At 65.7% G+C, this 15,913-nt stretch carries 15 protein-coding genes; 9 read left to right on the top strand and 6 right to left on the bottom strand.

Annotation, left to right across the window (positions count from 1 at the left end; genetic code table 11):
* Positions 1-31: 31 nt before the first annotated feature.
* Positions 32-1,351 carry a glutamyl-tRNA reductase gene (locus tag CXQ94_RS10805; RefSeq protein ID WP_104089993.1) on the bottom strand — a complete coding sequence of 440 codons (1,320 nt, stop codon included), beginning with the start codon at positions 1,349-1,351 and terminating at the stop codon, positions 32-34.
* 163 nt (positions 1,352-1,514) lie between these two features.
* On the opposite strand from CXQ94_RS10805, the gene hemE reads away from it, so the two are divergent.
* From hemE to CXQ94_RS10760, 9 genes are all read left to right on the top strand, one after another.
* Positions 1,515-2,576 carry a uroporphyrinogen decarboxylase gene (gene hemE, locus CXQ94_RS10800; protein WP_104089770.1) on the top strand — a complete coding sequence of 354 codons (1,062 nt, stop codon included), beginning with the start codon at positions 1,515-1,517 and terminating at the stop codon, positions 2,574-2,576.
* A gap of 41 nt (positions 2,577-2,617) precedes the next feature.
* Complete coding sequence (hemG, locus tag CXQ94_RS10795) at positions 2,618-4,138, top strand: protoporphyrinogen oxidase (RefSeq protein WP_104089768.1); 1,521 nt, start codon at positions 2,618-2,620, stop codon at positions 4,136-4,138.
* A gap of 74 nt (positions 4,139-4,212) precedes the next feature.
* Positions 4,213-4,923: a hydrogen peroxide-dependent heme synthase gene (gene hemQ / locus CXQ94_RS10790; protein ID WP_104089766.1), complete on the top strand. Its 711-nt coding sequence runs from the start codon at positions 4,213-4,215 to the stop codon at positions 4,921-4,923.
* Positions 4,920-6,095: a ferrochelatase gene (locus tag CXQ94_RS10785; RefSeq protein ID WP_104089764.1), complete on the top strand. Its 1,176-nt coding sequence runs from the start codon at positions 4,920-4,922 to the stop codon at positions 6,093-6,095. Before hemQ ends, CXQ94_RS10785 begins: the two co-directional genes overlap by 4 nt.
* An 18-nt stretch (positions 6,096-6,113) precedes the next feature.
* A complete protein-coding gene (hemC, locus tag CXQ94_RS10780) occupies positions 6,114-7,097 on the top strand; it encodes a hydroxymethylbilane synthase (RefSeq protein ID WP_104089762.1) in 984 nt (327 codons plus the stop codon).
* The gene (locus tag CXQ94_RS10775) at positions 7,094-8,143 is read left to right on the top strand and encodes a uroporphyrinogen-III synthase (protein WP_258067005.1); all 1,050 of its coding nucleotides are present in this window, start codon (positions 7,094-7,096) and stop codon (positions 8,141-8,143) included. The genes hemC and CXQ94_RS10775 overlap by 4 nt, the downstream gene beginning before the upstream one ends.
* A 19-nt stretch (positions 8,144-8,162) precedes the next feature.
* Entirely contained in the window at positions 8,163-9,143 is a 981-nt protein-coding gene (hemB, locus tag CXQ94_RS10770) for a porphobilinogen synthase (RefSeq protein ID WP_104089759.1), read from the top strand.
* A 32-nt stretch (positions 9,144-9,175) separates the two neighbouring features.
* Entirely contained in the window at positions 9,176-10,483 is a 1,308-nt protein-coding gene (gene hemL, locus CXQ94_RS10765) for a glutamate-1-semialdehyde 2,1-aminomutase (protein WP_104089756.1), read from the top strand.
* A gap of 124 nt (positions 10,484-10,607) precedes the next feature.
* Complete coding sequence (locus CXQ94_RS10760; protein ID WP_219817025.1) at positions 10,608-11,156, top strand: MOSC domain-containing protein; 549 nt, start codon at positions 10,608-10,610, stop codon at positions 11,154-11,156.
* Here CXQ94_RS10760 and CXQ94_RS10755 read toward each other — a convergent pair.
* From CXQ94_RS10755 to CXQ94_RS10735, 5 genes are all read right to left on the bottom strand, one after another.
* Positions 11,153-12,184: an alpha/beta hydrolase gene (locus CXQ94_RS10755; RefSeq protein ID WP_258067002.1), complete on the bottom strand. Its 1,032-nt coding sequence runs from the start codon at positions 12,182-12,184 to the stop codon at positions 11,153-11,155. The two genes, CXQ94_RS10760 and CXQ94_RS10755, sit on opposite strands and share 4 nt — an antisense overlap.
* 227 nt (positions 12,185-12,411) lie before the next feature.
* Positions 12,412-13,149, bottom strand: coding sequence for an amino acid ABC transporter ATP-binding protein (locus tag CXQ94_RS10750; protein WP_104089753.1), 738 nt, complete (start codon positions 13,147-13,149; stop codon positions 12,412-12,414).
* 3 nt (positions 13,150-13,152) lie between these two features.
* Positions 13,153-13,863: an amino acid ABC transporter permease gene (locus CXQ94_RS10745; protein ID WP_104089983.1), complete on the bottom strand. Its 711-nt coding sequence runs from the start codon at positions 13,861-13,863 to the stop codon at positions 13,153-13,155.
* Positions 13,864-13,922: 59 nt separating this feature from the next.
* A complete protein-coding gene (locus CXQ94_RS10740; RefSeq protein ID WP_104089750.1) occupies positions 13,923-14,852 on the bottom strand; it encodes an ABC transporter substrate-binding protein in 930 nt (309 codons plus the stop codon).
* Positions 14,853-15,168: 316 nt separating this feature from the next.
* Positions 15,169-15,855 carry a 3'-5' exonuclease gene (locus CXQ94_RS10735; RefSeq protein ID WP_104089748.1) on the bottom strand — a complete coding sequence of 229 codons (687 nt, stop codon included), beginning with the start codon at positions 15,853-15,855 and terminating at the stop codon, positions 15,169-15,171.
* Positions 15,856-15,913 lie beyond the last annotated feature (58 nt).

Here is a 15,913-nt window from a genome sequence, read left to right as displayed (position 1 = left end):
ACGGAATCCGAGCCAGGCATCACCGGCGCAATTACGCCGAGGCAGCGTCAGGCGGCGCGACTTCCAGGACGGCGGCGGCGCGCTGGACCACAGCGGCCGGTTCAACCTTGATGCCGTACAGCGCATTGAGGGCCGCCAGGTAACCCTCAGTGTCGCCCGACGCGGCCAATTCCTTGGCGCGGACGGTGGGCACGTGAAGTAGCTGCTTGACCATGCGGCGCATGGCAAGCTCGACTTCAGCGGTGGCCGCCGTGCAGCCATGCTGGGCGCGGATCTTGGCAATTTCGCTATCCAGTACGCCCATGGTGTGCCGGCGCAGCGCCACGATCGCATGGTCAAGGGACCGGGCGTTTTGGGCGTGCTCAAAATTGCTGGCTGCATCGGCCACGAGGCCGGCCGCCTCGGCCAGGGTGGATTCCTGCTCCGCCGGTGCGGCCTGGCGAACGGTTTCAAGGGTGAGCAGGTCCACGTGGGGGAGGTCCGCCACGTCCGCGGCGAAGTCATGGGTCAGGGCCAGATCGATGACAGTCAACTGGGGGGAAAGGCCGTGGCGCACCTGTGCCAAGTCACCGGCAGAGACTTGCCGGTCCGAACCGCTACAACCCAAAAGCAGGTGGGCGTCGGCCAGGGCTGCCGGCAAGGTGGCGTCAGTCAACGCGACTCCGCCACGTGAGGCAACAAAGGCTTCCGCGCGTCCTGATCCGGAATAGACCCGGATATCGGTGCAACCGCGTTGGGCCAGCTGGGCCATGGCGGCACCGGCGTAGGCCCCCGTGCCAAAAAGAACGGCGGTCTTGCCGGCAAGCGAGCGGGCATCCTGAAGGTCGGTGGCCAAATCCAGGGCTACGGACACGATCGACATGCCGCGCCGCCCCAAGGCGGTCTGCGCGCCGACGTCCTTGGCCGTCTTGGAAGCCGCCTGGAAAAGCCGGACAAGGGCGGGGGTGCTGGTGCCCTGATCCTGGGCCGAACTTAGCGCCCTGCGCACCTGTCCGGCGATTTCCCGTTCCCCCACCACAGCCGATTCCAGGCCGGTGCTGACCGCAAAAAGGTGCCGGGGAACTGCCGTCCCCTGCTGGGTGGCCAAGGCGTTGGAGACCTGGTGTTCGGCCAGGCCGGAGTGGGCGCTGACAGCCGCGATGAGACTGCTGCGCGCAGATTCGACGTCGTCGGCACTGCGGGCCTGGGCATAAAGCTCGAAGCGGTTGCAGGTGGCCAGCGTAACCAGGCCGGCGACGGCGTTCTCGGCGGACACCACCTCAGCACCGACGGCCGCGGCCCCGGCGCTAAGGCGGGCAACGGTTTCCAGGTCAATGGCGGAGTGCGAGGCAACGAGAGAGAAAAGAACCACAATGCCAATATCGTAGACCTTTAACATGGGAGTTTATGGACAGGATGACCTTATTTGTCAGCAAGTATCTGTGATGCTCGTTACGCTGCACGCATTCCGAGGCTCTGTATTGGCGACAACTTGTGCACAAAAACTTGCAAGGTTTGCTCTGTAGGGTGGTGCCATGACACTGAGCCCCAGCCATCCCCTGAACGATGGACGCACCGCCAACTCCCCGCTCATCACCGCCTACCGGGGCGGCAAACCCAGCCGCAGGCCCGTCTGGTTCATGCGCCAGGCCGGCCGTTCGCTGCCGGAGTACCGTGAGCTCCGCGTGGGCACCACCATGCTCGAATCCTGCCTCAAGCCGGCCATGGCCGCCGAGATCACGCTGCAGCCGGTGCGCCGCCACGACGTGGACGCCGCCATCTTCTTCTCCGACATCGTCATCCCGCTCAAGCTGGCCGGCGTTGGCGTGGACATCGTCCCGGGCGTGGGCCCCGTGCTGGAAAAGCCGATCCGCACCGCCGAGGACGTAGCCAACCTCCCCGAGCTGACCGACGCCGCCCTGGAGCCCATCCGGCAAGCTGTGGCACTCACCGTCGCCGAACTGGGCAACACTCCGCTCATCGGCTTCGCCGGCGCGCCCTTCACGGTGGCCGCCTACATGGTGGAAGGCCGCCCGTCCCGGGACCATCTGGGCCCGCGCACCATGATGCACGCTCAGCCGGAGGTCTGGAAGGCGCTGCTGGACTGGGCCGCGGACGCCTCGGGGAAATTCCTGCGCGCCCAAATCGAGGCCGGTGCCAGCGCCGGTCAGCTCTTCGACTCCTGGGCTGGGTCGCTGGGACTGGCCGACTACACCAACCATGTGGCCCCGGCGTCGGCCCGGGCACTGGACCACGTCCGGGACCTCGGCGTCCCGCTGATCCACTTTGGCACCGGCACCTCGGAACTTTTGGGTGCCATGCACGACGTCGGCGTGGACGTCATGGGCGTGGACTACCGGCTGCCGCTGGATGAAGCCAACCGCAGGCTGGGCGGTACGGTGCCGCTGCAGGGCAACATTGACCCGGCGCTGCTCAGCGCGCCGTGGGAGGTGCTCGAGGCGCACGTCCGCGAGGTCATCGCCGCCGGGTCCGCCGCGCCCGGGCATGTGCTCAACCTGGGCCACGGTGTCCCGCCGGAAACCGACCCGGCGGTGCTGACCCGCCTGGTTGAACTGATCCACTCGATCGAACCGTAACCCGCCTCCACCCACCCCGCCCATCGCGCAAGGAGAGACCCATGGACCAGAGCAAGCATCCGCAGACCCACGCGCCAACCCCGGAACGCGCCATTGTGGTGGGCGGCGGGATTTCCGGACTGCTCGCTGCAAAGGATCTGCAAGCCGCCGGTTTTGCGGTGAGCGTGTACGACGCCGCCCCCACCTGGGGTGGCTGCGTGGGCGTCCACGAGGTGGCTGGGGTGGTGCTGGATAGCGGGGCGGAATCGTTCGCCACACGAAACACCGCCGTGGCCGATCTGCTGGCGGAACTGGGTCTTGGAGCCAACATTGTCAGCCCCGATCCGGCCGGGGCCTGGGTCTGGCTCCCGGAAGGGCCGGTGCCGCTGCCCCGGACCGGAATCCTGGGGATACCCTCGGACCTGCACGCCCCCGAGGTCCGCGCGGCACTGGGCAAGGCCGGCATCCTGCGGGCGTCACTGGATGCCACCATGCCGGCCAGCGTGGGCACCTCCGAGGCGGTTTCCAGCGTGGCGGAGCTGGTGCGCGCACGGATGGGCCGACGCGTGCTGGAAAGGCTGGTTGCCCCGGTGGTGGCGGGGGTTCACTCCGCCGATCCCGAAGTTCTTGACATCGACATGGTGGCCCCAGGCCTGAGGGCGGGCATCCGCGAGCACGGATCACTCGCCGCCGCTGTGGCGGCCCAACGTGCCGTGGGATCACCGGATGGCAAGCCGGGATCTGCCGTGGCAGGGCTGGCCGGGGGCATGCACACCATGGTCGACGCGCTCGTGAGGCAACTGCGCGACGCCGGGGTGGCGCTGCACCTGGGCTATGCGATCACCGCCGTCCGGCACGAATCTGCCGAGGCCTCCCCGCGGTCAAAGCGCGACGGCGGCGCCCCCGCGCACTGGAGCGTCGAGTGGAAGCATGGCTCCGATACCGGCGCGGAGACGGCGGCCGTGTTGGTTCTCGCCACGGACGGGCCCACCGCCGTGAATCTGCTGGGCCCTGAAATACCCGAACTCTTGCCGTTCGCGCCCGCCCCGGGGCCTGACATTCGCCTGGTCACGCTGGTGGTGGACGTGCCCGAGCTTGATTCAAAGCCGCGCGGAACCGGCGTCCTCGTGGCGCCGCAAACCCCTGGCATCTCGGCTAAAGCGCTCACGCATGCCACAGCCAAGTGGGACTGGCTTGCCGAATCCACCGGCCCCGGCACGCACGTGCTGCGGCTTTCCTACGGCCGGGCTGGCGTTGCCGCGGCCGACGCCGTGCGACTCACGGCCCGCCCGGTCAACGACGCGGAGCTGGTGGCGACGGCGCTTGCCGATGCCACCAAACTGCTTGGTGTTCAGCTTGGTGACGCGGACCTGCTGGGTGCCGACGTCGTCCGGTGGAAAGGCACCCTGCCGTTTGCCGCCGTCGGGCACCAGGGAAAAATGGCCCAGATCCAGGCGTTGGTGAACAAGATGCCGGGGCTGGTGGTGACGGGTGGCTGGATGCACGGCAACGGCTTGGCGGCCGTGGTTGCCGGAACACGAAGGCGGCTGAGGGCCCTGGTTGACAGCAAGGCAGTGAAGTGATGTTGGTCACTTTCTACGCGTTGTAGAGAAGGTTGGTTTCAGTTTTGGTGAAGCTTGGGTGCACACTGGAACCCATGAGCCACACATTCTCTGAATCTGTCACCAAAACCTCTGAGCCTGACGCAGCTCTGACCACGCCGTTCACCCTGTGGACCGTGTTCAAGCGTACCGGCTCCTTCACCGCCGGCGATGGCGCCGCTGCCAGCTTCCAGGCGCAGGTGGACGCACTTGCCGCCGAGAACATCACCTTGCGGGGAGCCTACGACGTCTCGGCCATGCGCAGCGACGCCGACGTCATGATCTGGCTGGTGGGCCCTAGTCCGGAGGGGCTGCAGCAGGCAGTGCGCACCATCCGCCGCACCGAACTGTTCGCCAACACGGACATCGCCTGGTCCGCCATGGGAGTGCATCGCGAAGCCGAATTTGCCAAGTCCCACGCCCCGTCCTACATGGGCCCCAACGAGCCCAAGGGATGGGTGTGCGTCTACCCGTTCGTGCGCTCCTACGACTGGTACATCCTGCCCGCCGAGGACCGCAGCCGGATGTTGCGCGAACACGGCATGATGGGCCGGGAATTCCCGCAGGTTCTGGCCAACACAGTCTCCGCCTTCGCCCTGGGCGACTGGGAATGGCTGCTGGGTCTGGAAGCCGATGACCTCACCGATCTGGTCGACATGATGCGCCACCTGCGCTACTCAGACGCCCGCCTGCACGTCCGCGAGGAAGTGCCGTTCTACACGGGCCGGCGCATCAGCGCAGCCGAGGTTGCCGAGGTTCTTCGATGAGCGCGCCCGTCTCCGCACCGGCTCACTACGACGCGATCTTACTTGCCTCCTTTGGCGGCCCCGAGGGCCAAGACGACGTCATCCCCTTCCTGCGCAACGTCACCCGCGGTCGCGGCATCCCGGATGAGCGCCTTGAAGAGGTCAGCCACCACTACCGCAAGAACGGTGGCATCAGCCCGATCAACGCTCAAAACCGTGCGCTCAAGGCCGCGCTGGAGGCCGAACTGGCCGCCCGCGGCATCGAGCTGCCCGTGCTGTGGGGCAACCGCAACTGGGACCCGTACATCCCCGCCGTTTTGCAGGACGCGTACGACGCCGGTCACCGCCGTCTGCTCATGGTCACCACCAGCGCCTACTCGTCCTACTCCAGCTGCCGCCAGTACCGCGAGGACATCGGCATGGCACTGACCGAGACGGGTCTGGACGGCCTGCTTGCCGTGGACAAGGTGCGCCAGTACTTTGACCACCCCGGCTTCGTGGAACCGTTCATCGAAGGCACCGCCGCATCCCTGGCCAAGGTCAAGGCCAAGCTGGCCGCCGCCGGAAACGCTGACGCACCAGTCCACGTCATGTTCGCCACGCACTCCATTCCCACCCGTGACGCCGAAGCCGCCGGACGCTCGGCGGAGGAGCCGCGCGAATTTGCCGAAAACTCCGCCTACGTGGCCCAGCACCTGGCGGCAGCCGAGGCCGTCATGGCCCGGGTGGACCCCGCCCAGGGATGGTCGCTGGTGTACCAGTCACGCTCCGGCGCACCGCACGTGCCGTGGTTGGAGCCGGACATCAACGATGCTCTCGCCGAGCTGGCTGCCGCTGGCACTCAGGGCGTCGTCGTCGTGCCCCTGGGTTTCGTCAGCGACCACATGGAAGTGCTGTGGGACCTGGACACGGAGGCGGCAGAAACGTGCGCCGAATTGGGCCTGACTTTTGACCGCGCACCCACCCCGGGCACGCACCAAAAGTTTGTGCGCGGACTCGTTGACATGATCTGCGAACGCACCATCGAAAACCACATTGAAGAGCGCCCCGCCATGACCAAACTTGGCCCGTGGTTCGACGTCTGCAACCCCGGCTGCTGCGCCAACTTCCGCGGCGAGAAGCCCGTCATTGCCGAAGTAGGCAGCACCGTGGGCCTCATCACCGCGGGCGCCTCCGCTGCGGGTGGTTCTTAACCCCTCATGGCTGAAACAATGGCAAGTGTGAAAATTGGAACGCGCGGAAGCAAACTGGCCCTGAGCCAGACTCAACAAATTACCGACCAGCTCAGTGCCGTGGGCGGCTTCACGGCCGAGATCGTGCCCATCAAGACCGACGGCGATGTCCTCACCGGCCCGTTGTCCCAAATGGGTGGCACGGGTGTCTTCGCGGCCGAGCTGAGGGCCGCCGTCCTGGATTCGCGGGTGGACGTTGCCGTACATTCCCTCAAGGACCTGCCGACGGCGGCCGTGCCCGGCCTGTCACTGGCCGCGGTGCCGGTACGGGCTGACGCCAGGGACGCCTTGTGCGCCCGCGATGGCATGAAGCTTGCCGAGCTGCCGCAGGGCGCCACCGTTGGCACCGGCTCGCCCCGCCGCGCCGCACAGCTCCTGGCGGCACGCCCGGACCTGACGATCGTGGACATCCGCGGCAACGTCGATACCCGGCTTGCCCGGGTTCCCGGCCTGCCCGGCAACCCCTCCGACGATGTGGTGCCAGGCAAGAGCGCCGACCTTGACGCCGTCGTCCTGGCAGCGGCCGGGCTGGGCAGGATTGGACGACTGGACACGGTCACCGAATTCCTGGAAGCCGACGTCATGCTCCCCGCCCCCGGGCAGGGTGCACTGGCACTGGAATGCCGCACGGCCGACACCGAACTCTCCGGCGTTCTTGGCCAGGCCTTGGCCGCCGTCGACCACCACGACACCCGCCTGGCCATCACGGCAGAACGCGGACTTCTGGCCCGTTTGGAAGCCGGCTGCAGCGCCCCCGTGGGAGCCTTCGCCTACCGCAAGGGTTCCATGCTGTTCCTGGAAGCAGTGGTCTGCTCCCTCGACGGCACCCGCACCATGCGCGTAAAGAAAGCCACCGACGGCCTCACAACCGTTGGCGCAACCCTGCTCGGCATTGAACTGGCCGAAGAGTTGCTCGCGGACGGTGCAGGGAACCTGGCAGATCTGGCCGGCTCGGCAAAGTGACGCAAACCGGTGATGGCGCCTTCGCAGACGGGACGCCGCGGCAAGACCGGGATTCCCTCGGCGACTTTCCGGCCATCGGCCGCGGGCGGCCTTCGGCCTCCCTGACGTCGCCTACGGAAACACCGGACCCGCCGCTTGGCGCGATCGCCGAAGACGGGACCGCGGCCAAACAAGTCAGTTCTGCCCATCCGGGCACGCTCAGGGGGCTTCGCGTGGCCGTTACTCGTAGTGCTGACCGGGCGGGGGCTATGGCTGATGCCTTGGCTGCTGCTGGGGCGGAGCCGGTTTTGGTGCCGCTCATCGACTTTGAAACGGCGGATCAGCGGGTACTCGCCTCTCCCATGGCGCGCCTGGCCGCGGGGGAGTATGGCTGGCTGGTCATCAGCTCCATCACCACTGTGCGGGCCCTGAAGCAGTGGTGCGAGGGTACCGGCACCACGCTGGCGCAGCTCATCCCCGCCACCACCCAGGTGGCAACCATTGGGCCCACCTCCGTAGCCGTCCTGGCCGCGGAAGGAATCACGGCCACTCTGGCACCTGCGGACGTGCAATCCGCGGCGGGCTTACTCGCATTGTGGCCGCAGGCGCCCGGCGATGGCTGCGAGGTCCTGTTGCCGCAATCGGACCTCGCCGAAACGACCTTGGCTGACGGGATCCGTTCGAAGGGCTGGAACACGGAGGTGCTCACAGCTTATAGAACGGTCGACTACCCGGCACGTACCGGCAGCCGCCTGGACGCCGTACTTGCTAACTCGGGCTCCGTGCCCCCGGCTGGCTACCCGCAGCTCACCCCGGCACAAGCGGCAGAGCAGGTGCAGGCCGGGCTGATCGACGCCGTCGTTCTCGCCTCAGGAAGCGCCGCGCGGAGGGTTGCCGCCACCATGGCACCCCTGCCGCAGAGCTGTTGGGTGATCGCCATCGGTGAGCCAACTAAGGCCGAGGCGCAGCGGCTGGGGATGTCGGTTGCCGCCACGGCTGCGCACCCCACCCCGGCCGGGATAGTCGCCGCCCTGCGCGCCGCCCACCACCATTTACACAACCAGTAATCTAGGAAAGATACGCCACGTGAGCTTCCCCCAACACCGCCCCCGCCGACTGCGCACCACCGCAGCCATTCGCCGACTGGCCACTGAACACCGCCTGGACGCGGCGAACCTGATCCTGCCGGTGTTCATCCGCGAGGACCTCAGCGAGCCCAAACCCATCACCTCCATGCCGGGCGTGGTGCAACATACGACGGCATCACTGGTCGCCGCCGCGCGTGAGGCCGTGGCGCTGGGTCTGGGCGGCATCATGCTCTTCGGCATCCCCGCCACCCGCGACGCTGTGGGATCGGCCGGGCTAGACCCGTTCGGCGTCCTGAACAAAGCAATCCGGGATGTGCGCGCCGTGGTCGGGGACTCCCTGGTGGTCATGAGCGATCTGTGCCTGGACGAGTTCACCGACCACGGCCACTGTGGTGTCCTGGACGCGCACGGCCAGGTGGACAACGACGCCACCTTGGCCATCTACGCCAAAATGGCCGTGGCGCAGGCGTCCGCCGGCGCTCACGTGGTGGCGCCGTCGGGCATGATGGACGGCCAGGTGGCCGTCATCCGTGAGGCGCTCGACGCCGCCGGATTCGCCGATGTTTCCGTGCTGGCGTACGCCGCCAAATATGCCTCGGCGTTCTACGGCCCCTTCCGTGAGGCCGTGGATTCCCAGCTCGACGGCGACCGCCGCAGCTACCAGATGGACCCCGGCAACCGCCGCGAGGCACTTCACGAGGTGGAACTGGACCTGGCCGAGGGCGCCGACATCGTCATGGTGAAACCGGCCATGAGCTATTTGGACATCCTGGCCGACGTCGCCGCCATGAGCCCGGTCCCCGTTGCCGCGTACCAAATTTCCGGCGAATACGCCATGATCGAGGCCGCTGCCGCCAACGGCTGGATCGACCGCCGCCGCGCCATCGAGGAATCGGTGCTGTGCATCAAGCGCGCGGGCGCCACCATGATCCTCACCTACTGGGCAGCCGAGCTGGCCGGCTGGATCCGCGAAAACTAAGCCCCAGACATCCCCGAAGCAAAGGATTTTTCATGACCAGCTCACAAGAACTTTTTGACCGCGCCAAGACTCTCATGCCCGGGGGAGTGAACTCGCCCGTGCGTGCGTTCGGCTCCGTGGGCGGCACACCCCGCTTCATGGTCAGCGCCAAGGGCGCATACCTCACCGACTCCGAGGGCCGCGACTACGTGGATCTGGTCTGCTCCTGGGGCCCGGCCCTGCTGGGCCACGCCCACCCCGACGTGCTCGCCGCCGTTCACACCGCGGTTGACCACGGCCTGAGCTTCGGCGCCTCCACCCCGGCCGAAAGCGAACTGGCCGCACTGGTGCAGGGGCGCGTGTCCGGCGTCGAACGCCTGCGCATGGTCTCCACCGGCACCGAGGCCACCATGACGGCCGTTCGTTTGGCCCGCGGGTACACGGGCCGCGACCTGATCATCAAGTTCGCCGGCTGCTACCACGGCCACCTGGATTCACTGCTGGCCGCCGCCGGCTCCGGACTGGCCACCCTGGCGCTGCCCGGTTCCGCCGGCGTCACGGCCGCTACCGCCGCCGAGACGCTGGTGCTGCCGTACAACGACCTCGCCGCCGTGGAGGCAGCCTTTGCCTCCTATGGGGATCGCATTGCCGCCGTCATCACCGAGGCAGCCCCCGCCAACATGGGTGTCGTGACACCGGGGGAGGGCTTCAACGCAGGCCTGTCCCGCATCACCTCCGCGCACGGGGCACTGCTGATCCTGGACGAGGTTCTGACGGGCTTCCGGGTCGGTGCGGCCGGGTACTGGGGCATGACGGGTGCTTCCGAGGGCTGGACCCCCGACCTGTTCACCTTCGGCAAGGTCATTGGTGGCGGGCTCCCGACGGCGGCACTTGGCGGCCGCGCGGACGTCATGGACTACCTGGCTCCCTTGGGCCCGGTCTACCAGGCCGGCACACTTTCCGGAAACCCCGTGGCCATGGCCGCCGGTGTGGCAACCCTGACGGCCGCTACTTCCTCGGTCTACGAAACCGTGGATGCGCGCTCCCTTGAGCTTTCCGCCGCGCTGACTTCGGCATTGTCCGTTGAGGGCGTGGACCACTCCATTCAGCGCGCGGGAAACCTGTTCTCGGTGGCCTTTGGCACCTCGGCAAACGGCGTGCACAACTACGCCGACGCGCAGGCACAAGAGGTGTTCCGCTACGCCCCGTTCTTCCACTCCATGCTGGACTCCGGGGTGTACCTGCCGCCGAGCGTGTTCGAGGCCTGGTTCCTGTCCGCAGCACACGATGACGCCGCCATGAACCGGATCTTCGACGCGCTCCCGGGCGCGGCCAAGGCTGCCGCCGCCGCAACCGCGTAGTTTCCTCGCGTCGATTCCGTGAGGACGGCGTCAACTCGCCCAGACGGCGCATCTTCGACGGCGTTTGGCGAGTTGGCGCCGTCTTGGTGTGCGGCGCGCCGGATGCTGGGCGTAGGCTGGGCGCGTGAACCATAACGCACAGATTCTGGCCGTCCACACCGACACCACGCACCGCTTCAGCAAACACACGGTGCCCGAGATTGAACTGTTGGCCGGTTTGGGGGTGGCCGGTGATTCGCACCAGGGCGTCACCGTCCAGCACCTCTCAAGGGTCCGTGCGGATCCCACGCAGCCCAACCTGCGCCAAGTCCACCTGATGCATCAGGAGCTTTTTGACGCCCTGGCCGCGAAGGGATTCACGGTGGCACCAGGCGCCCTGGGGGAGAACGTGACAACGACCGGGATCGACCTGCTGGCGCTGCCCCGCGGAACCCGTCTGCACCTGGGCGAGAGTGCCGTGGTGGAGGTGACGGGGCTGCGAAACCCCTGCGCCCAAATTGAAAATTTCCAGCAGGGGCTGCTCAAGGAGTTGGTGGGCTACGACGACGCCGGCACCTTGGTTCGGCGGGCCGGCATCATGGGTGTGATCCGCCGCGGCGGCACCATCCGCCCAGGCGAGAGAATCGTCGTCGTACTTCCAGAGGAGCCATTTGAGGCGCTGGAGCGGGTTTAGGCCGGAACGGTCACCTTCGTGATGAAGGATTCCAGACGCCGGTAAACCTCCTGTGATTCCGGGTAGCGGAAGTTTTGCTGCCAGGTGTGCTCGGTGTTGGCGCTGCCCCATCCGTAGATCAGGGAATCGACGCTGACACCGTGCTCGCCCAGGAGCTTGATGAAGTTCATGTTGGAGTCGTAGAAGAAGTCCCGTTCCGAGGTGGTGACGAAGACGGGCGGGCAGCGCGAATCCAGCCATTCGATCGGTGACATGAAGTGGGCGGCCTCGCGCAGTTTGTGATGGCCCGCCTTTTCTGGGACGTCCTTTCGACGCCGGCGGACGGCCGCGGCGTGCTCACGGGGCAGCAGCATGCGGATGAAGTTCAGGCTCATGACAAAGCCCTTGTCAAAGAACACCGAGAAGTCTACGATGCTGCAATGCTGCACCAGGCCGCGCACCTGCCCAGGCTGCAGGGCCGGCTCCAAGTGGTAGTGCAGGGCCAGCTCGGGGCGGAACGTGGTGGCGGCCATGAGTGCAGAAATCTGGCCCCCAGCGGAGTCGCCGCCCAGCACAATGCGCCCCTTGTCCCCACTAAATTCACCAATGTGCACCGAAACCCAGGCCAGCGCCGCGTTGGCATCCTCCAGAACATGGCCCAGATGAAAATGCGGCGCCATCCGGTAGTTGACGTTGACCACCACCACGCCGCTGGCGGCTTGCCCGGCGCAGTACTTGGTCAAGGAGGCCTTGTCCCCGGAGGTCCAGCCGCCGCCGTGGAAATAGACGTAAACCGGTAAAGCGGCGGTCCCTCCAGCAGTTGACGGGGCCATGACATCCAGGCGGTGCCAGCGGATCCGATCGCCCACAAAATCGATGTCGTGCCAATACCTGACACCGATGACGGGGTCGGCGTTGAGGTGCCGCAATTCCACCTTGCTCATGGCGTGCATGAAGAGCCGCCACACCCAGACGGGCACCCGAGCCAAGACGTCCCGGGCCCGGCGGGCGGGGAACACCGCGCCCTGTTTCGGCTCCTGATGGAACATACTCCAAGCGTATTCCCGGGCACTGGGTTGCGGCTGTGAAAATCGAAAAACTGTTTAAATAGCTGACCCGCAGTCATGGGGTAAACCACGACTGCGGGTCAGATACTAAATCTGTTGGGCGTTGGGCCCGAGGCCCGCGCGACGTGCTGAGCCCATGCGCGACTTGTTGGGCCCATGCGCCCGCGGGACCCGCCACGAGCGCAGCGAGTGGTGGGAGGGCGCGGGGATCAGAGGACGTCGGAGAGGAAACCCTTCAAACGCTCGGTCTTGGGCGCCGAGAATAGCTCATCCGGGGGGCCTGTCTCCACCACCACACCGCCATCCATGAAGGTCACGGTGTCGGAGACGTTGCGGGAGAAACCCATCTCGTGCGTGACAACAACCATGGTCATCCCGCCCTTGGATAGATCCGTCATGAGCGCCAAAACGCCCTTGACAAGTTCCGGGTCCAGGGCGGAGGTGGCCTCGTCAAAGAACATCACCTCCGGCTCCATGGCCAGTGCGCGGGCGATCGCCACGCGCTGCTGCTGGCCGCCGGAGAGGTTGCCCGGGCGGACGTCGGCCTTGTGCGCCAGGCCCACCAGGTCGAGCTGCTCCATGGCCTTGGCACGTGCCTGATCCTTGGGCATTTTGCGGATCTTCGCCAGGGCCAGCGACACGTTCTCCACCACAGTCTTGTGGGGGAACAGGTTGAACTGCTGGAACACCATGCCAATACGACGGCGGAGCTCGTCCGGGTTATCGGCCAGGACTGAGCGGCCATCGAGCAAGATGTCGCCCTGATCCGGCTCAATCAGCCGGTTCATGACACGCAGCAGCGTGGACTTGCCCGATCCCGAGGGGCCGATCACGGACGCCGTGGTGCCCTGCGGGACGTGCAGGTCAATGCCGCGCAGCACCTTGTTGGAGCCGAACGCCAGGTGGATGTTTGTAGCTGTCAGGGAGCCTGACTTGAATTCACTCATGGCTTAGGCGCCCTTTCCAACTACTGCGGCGACGTCGTCGGGCTCGGGCTTCAATTTCTTGCCCTCCCGCATGCGCTTGTCCATGAAGTTCACCAGGTGGGTGAGCGGGATGGTCAGGCACAGGTACAGCAGGCCGGCAGCGATCAACGGCGACATGTTTCCGGAGTTGGCGGCGTAGTCATTGGCCACCCGGTAGATCTCGCGCTGGCTCGCCGTGACACCCAGCAGGTAGACCAGGGACGAGTCCTTGATCAAGGAGATCAGCTGGTTGACCAGGGCCGGCAGAACGCGTCGGATGCCTTGGGGAATCACCACCAGAATCATGGCGGAGGTGTAGCTGAACCCCAAGGCCCGTGACGCCTCCAACTGTCCCTTGTCAACACTTTGAATACCCGAACGGAAGATCTCACCGATGTATGCGGCCGCCATCAAGGTCAGGGCAAAGATAGCCAGCGGAAAGGGGCTAGTAATGCCCGTTGTCTGCCGGATAATCGGACCAAGACCAATACCGATGACCACAATGACCAAGATGGCCGGAAGTCCACGGAAAATATCCGTGTAAATGCGTGCGATCCACCGGGGAACCGGGTTTCGGGAGATGCCCATGACGGCCAGTACCAGGCCCAGGAGGGATCCAAGTACTGCCGAGACCGCGGCCAGGAGCAGCGTGTTGGGCAATCCGACGGTCAGCATCTGGGGAACAACGTCCCCCATGGCTTGCCAATCGAAGAATGTTTTAAGGAACTGCTGGTATGCGTCCACGTGCAGACTCCTTAGGAGATCTTTGCTGCCTTGGAACCGGGGGTCCAGTCAGCGGGCATGGGGCGGGTGGGGTACCACTCCTTGGTCAGCTTGGACCAGGTGCCGTCGGTGATGATGGCATCAAGAGCGGAGTTCAGAGCGTCGGTGAGCGCCTGGTTCGTGGGGGCCACAGCGTAGGCGGTGAAGTTCTGGGTGTTGACAACAGACTCGACAATGGCGGTGCCGTCGCCGTCCTTAACCTGGCCGGTGGCCTGCTGGGACGGGGCAACCCAGGCGTCAACCTGGCCGTTCTTCACGTTGGCGTAGGCGGTGTTGTAGTCCGAGAAGCGAACCGGGTCCAACTTGAGCGTATTGGTGACGTAGTCGTCCTGGACGGTGCCCTGGACCACGGCGATGCGGGTCTTGGCGCTCAAGTCCTTGAAGCCCTTGACGGCTGAATCGGTCTTGGCAACAACAGCCATGTAGCCGAAGTCGTAACCGTTGGTGAAGCTAACAGTCTTACGGCGCAAGTCAGTGGTGGAGATCGAGGAGGATCCGACGTCGAACTGCTTGTTGGCCACCTGCGAGAGGAGAGCGGAGAAGTCGGTGGACTTGAACTCGACCTTGAGCTTGAGCTTGTCGGCCATGGCGCGCAGCAGCTCGTTGTCGTAGCCGGTGAACTTGCCATCCTTGTCGATGAAGATGTTCGGCGGGGCATCAGAGAGCGTACCGACGGTGATGGTTCCGGGGGTGATCAGGCCCAGCTTGGAGATATCAATCTTATCCAGGGGCGTGACGTCGGCGGTGGTGTACTTATCCAGCGACACCTGGTCGCTGCCGGCCAGGGCGTCGGTGGGCGTGCCGGAGCTGGTAGCCGTAGATCCGCCGCAGGCTGCCAGGGAAAAGGCGAGTGCGACGGCGACCGGCACGGCGGTGAGCCACTTCAGGGGTGAGTTCTTCATGGAGCATTCACTTTCATATCAGGTGCCCACGCCGGTAACACGACGGCGGGGTCTCGCGAGTGGCGGGGAGCTCTTGGCAAACTCACAGGAGATTCATAGCAGAACTCAACCCACGGAACTAAATTATGTCATCCGCATAGAAAATGTGGCGCGTGCGAACTAATGCTTCACAGAATTGCTTTTCGCCAAAGGATCTGCGGATAATGCCCGGCATTGGAGGCGGCGGCCCGGCCAGGAGCCTCGGCACGCTGCAGTATTGACGCGCCAATTCTCGCCCGGAGCGATCCGCCCCGAGTGTGATTTAGATCATGCCGGGTTAGGGCAGGACCGGCCAATCTCCCTCAATCACGGCAACAGGGTCCTTGACCCGGCGTAAATATTGCTGGAAATCGGCGGCCTGCTCCCGCGCCCACTCCACCTGTGCCTGGTGCAGTTCGGCCAGGTCAATCCGCAAAGAACTGTATTTGGCGGCCAGGGCGTCCGCCAAGCGCAGCGTGGCCTCGGCGTCCGCGGCTGAGGTGTGGGCGTCCTCGAGCGAGATGCCGTACTCCTCGCACAGGGCAACCAGTGTGCGGCTGCCCTTGCGGAACCTGTCAACATGCTTGTTGCAGATGAACGGGTCAATGACCGGCGCCGGAGTGATTTCGGGCAGCTCATGCCGTTGAGCCTCGTTGGCCAGGACTGTGAAGTCGTAGCTGGCGTTGAAGGCAATGACGGGGATGTTGTTCGCGAACAAGGTGGCCAGAACGGCACCCACCTCCGCGGTGACCTCATCCGCCGGACGCCCGTGCTCACGGGCGTGGGCGGTGCTGACCCCGTGGATGGCGGCCGCTTCCTCGGGGATTTCCACGCCGGGATCGGCCAGCCACTCGTAGGTGTCCGTCAGCGTGCCGCTTTCATCGACCATCACAATGGATGCCGTCACGATCCGGGCCGTACGCGGGTCCTTGCCGGTGGTCTCCAAATCGAACGCGGCCCGGGGGTGCATGCTCCAGCTAGTCATGCCCTAACGCTACCGGGTGCCACCGACACTTTGCCCCGTTGCCTCTTTGAACCCGCCT

Origin of the sequence: Arthrobacter sp. GMC3 (genome assembly GCF_002929305.1) — a bacterium.
GTDB lineage: Bacteria > Actinomycetota > Actinomycetes > Actinomycetales > Micrococcaceae > Specibacter.
This window is presented reverse-complemented; position numbering and strand designations above follow the sequence as displayed.

Excerpts from the sequence above, each read along its gene's own strand:
- hemQ (WP_104089766.1), top strand. The coding sequence starts at position 4,213 with ATGAGCCACACATTCTCTGAATCTGTCACCAAAACCTCTGAGCCTGAC.
- hemC (WP_104089762.1), top strand. The coding sequence starts at position 6,114 with ATGGCAAGTGTGAAAATTGGAACGCGCGGAAGCAAACTGGCCCTGAGC.
- CXQ94_RS10755 (WP_258067002.1), bottom strand. The coding sequence starts at position 12,184 with ATGTTCCATCAGGAGCCGAAACAGGGCGCGGTGTTCCCCGCCCGCCGG.
- hemG (WP_104089768.1), top strand. The coding sequence starts at position 2,618 with ATGGACCAGAGCAAGCATCCGCAGACCCACGCGCCAACCCCGGAACGC.
- CXQ94_RS10750 (WP_104089753.1), bottom strand. The coding sequence starts at position 13,149 with ATGAGTGAATTCAAGTCAGGCTCCCTGACAGCTACAAACATCCACCTG.
- CXQ94_RS10785 (WP_104089764.1), top strand. The coding sequence starts at position 4,920 with ATGAGCGCGCCCGTCTCCGCACCGGCTCACTACGACGCGATCTTACTT.
- CXQ94_RS10745 (WP_104089983.1), bottom strand. The coding sequence starts at position 13,863 with ATGGGGGACGTTGTTCCCCAGATGCTGACCGTCGGATTGCCCAACACG.
- CXQ94_RS10735 (WP_104089748.1), bottom strand. The coding sequence starts at position 15,855 with ATGACTAGCTGGAGCATGCACCCCCGGGCCGCGTTCGATTTGGAGACC.
- hemL (WP_104089756.1), top strand. The coding sequence starts at position 9,176 with ATGACCAGCTCACAAGAACTTTTTGACCGCGCCAAGACTCTCATGCCC.
- hemE (WP_104089770.1), top strand. The coding sequence starts at position 1,515 with ATGACACTGAGCCCCAGCCATCCCCTGAACGATGGACGCACCGCCAAC.
- CXQ94_RS10740 (WP_104089750.1), bottom strand. The coding sequence starts at position 14,852 with ATGAAGAACTCACCCCTGAAGTGGCTCACCGCCGTGCCGGTCGCCGTC.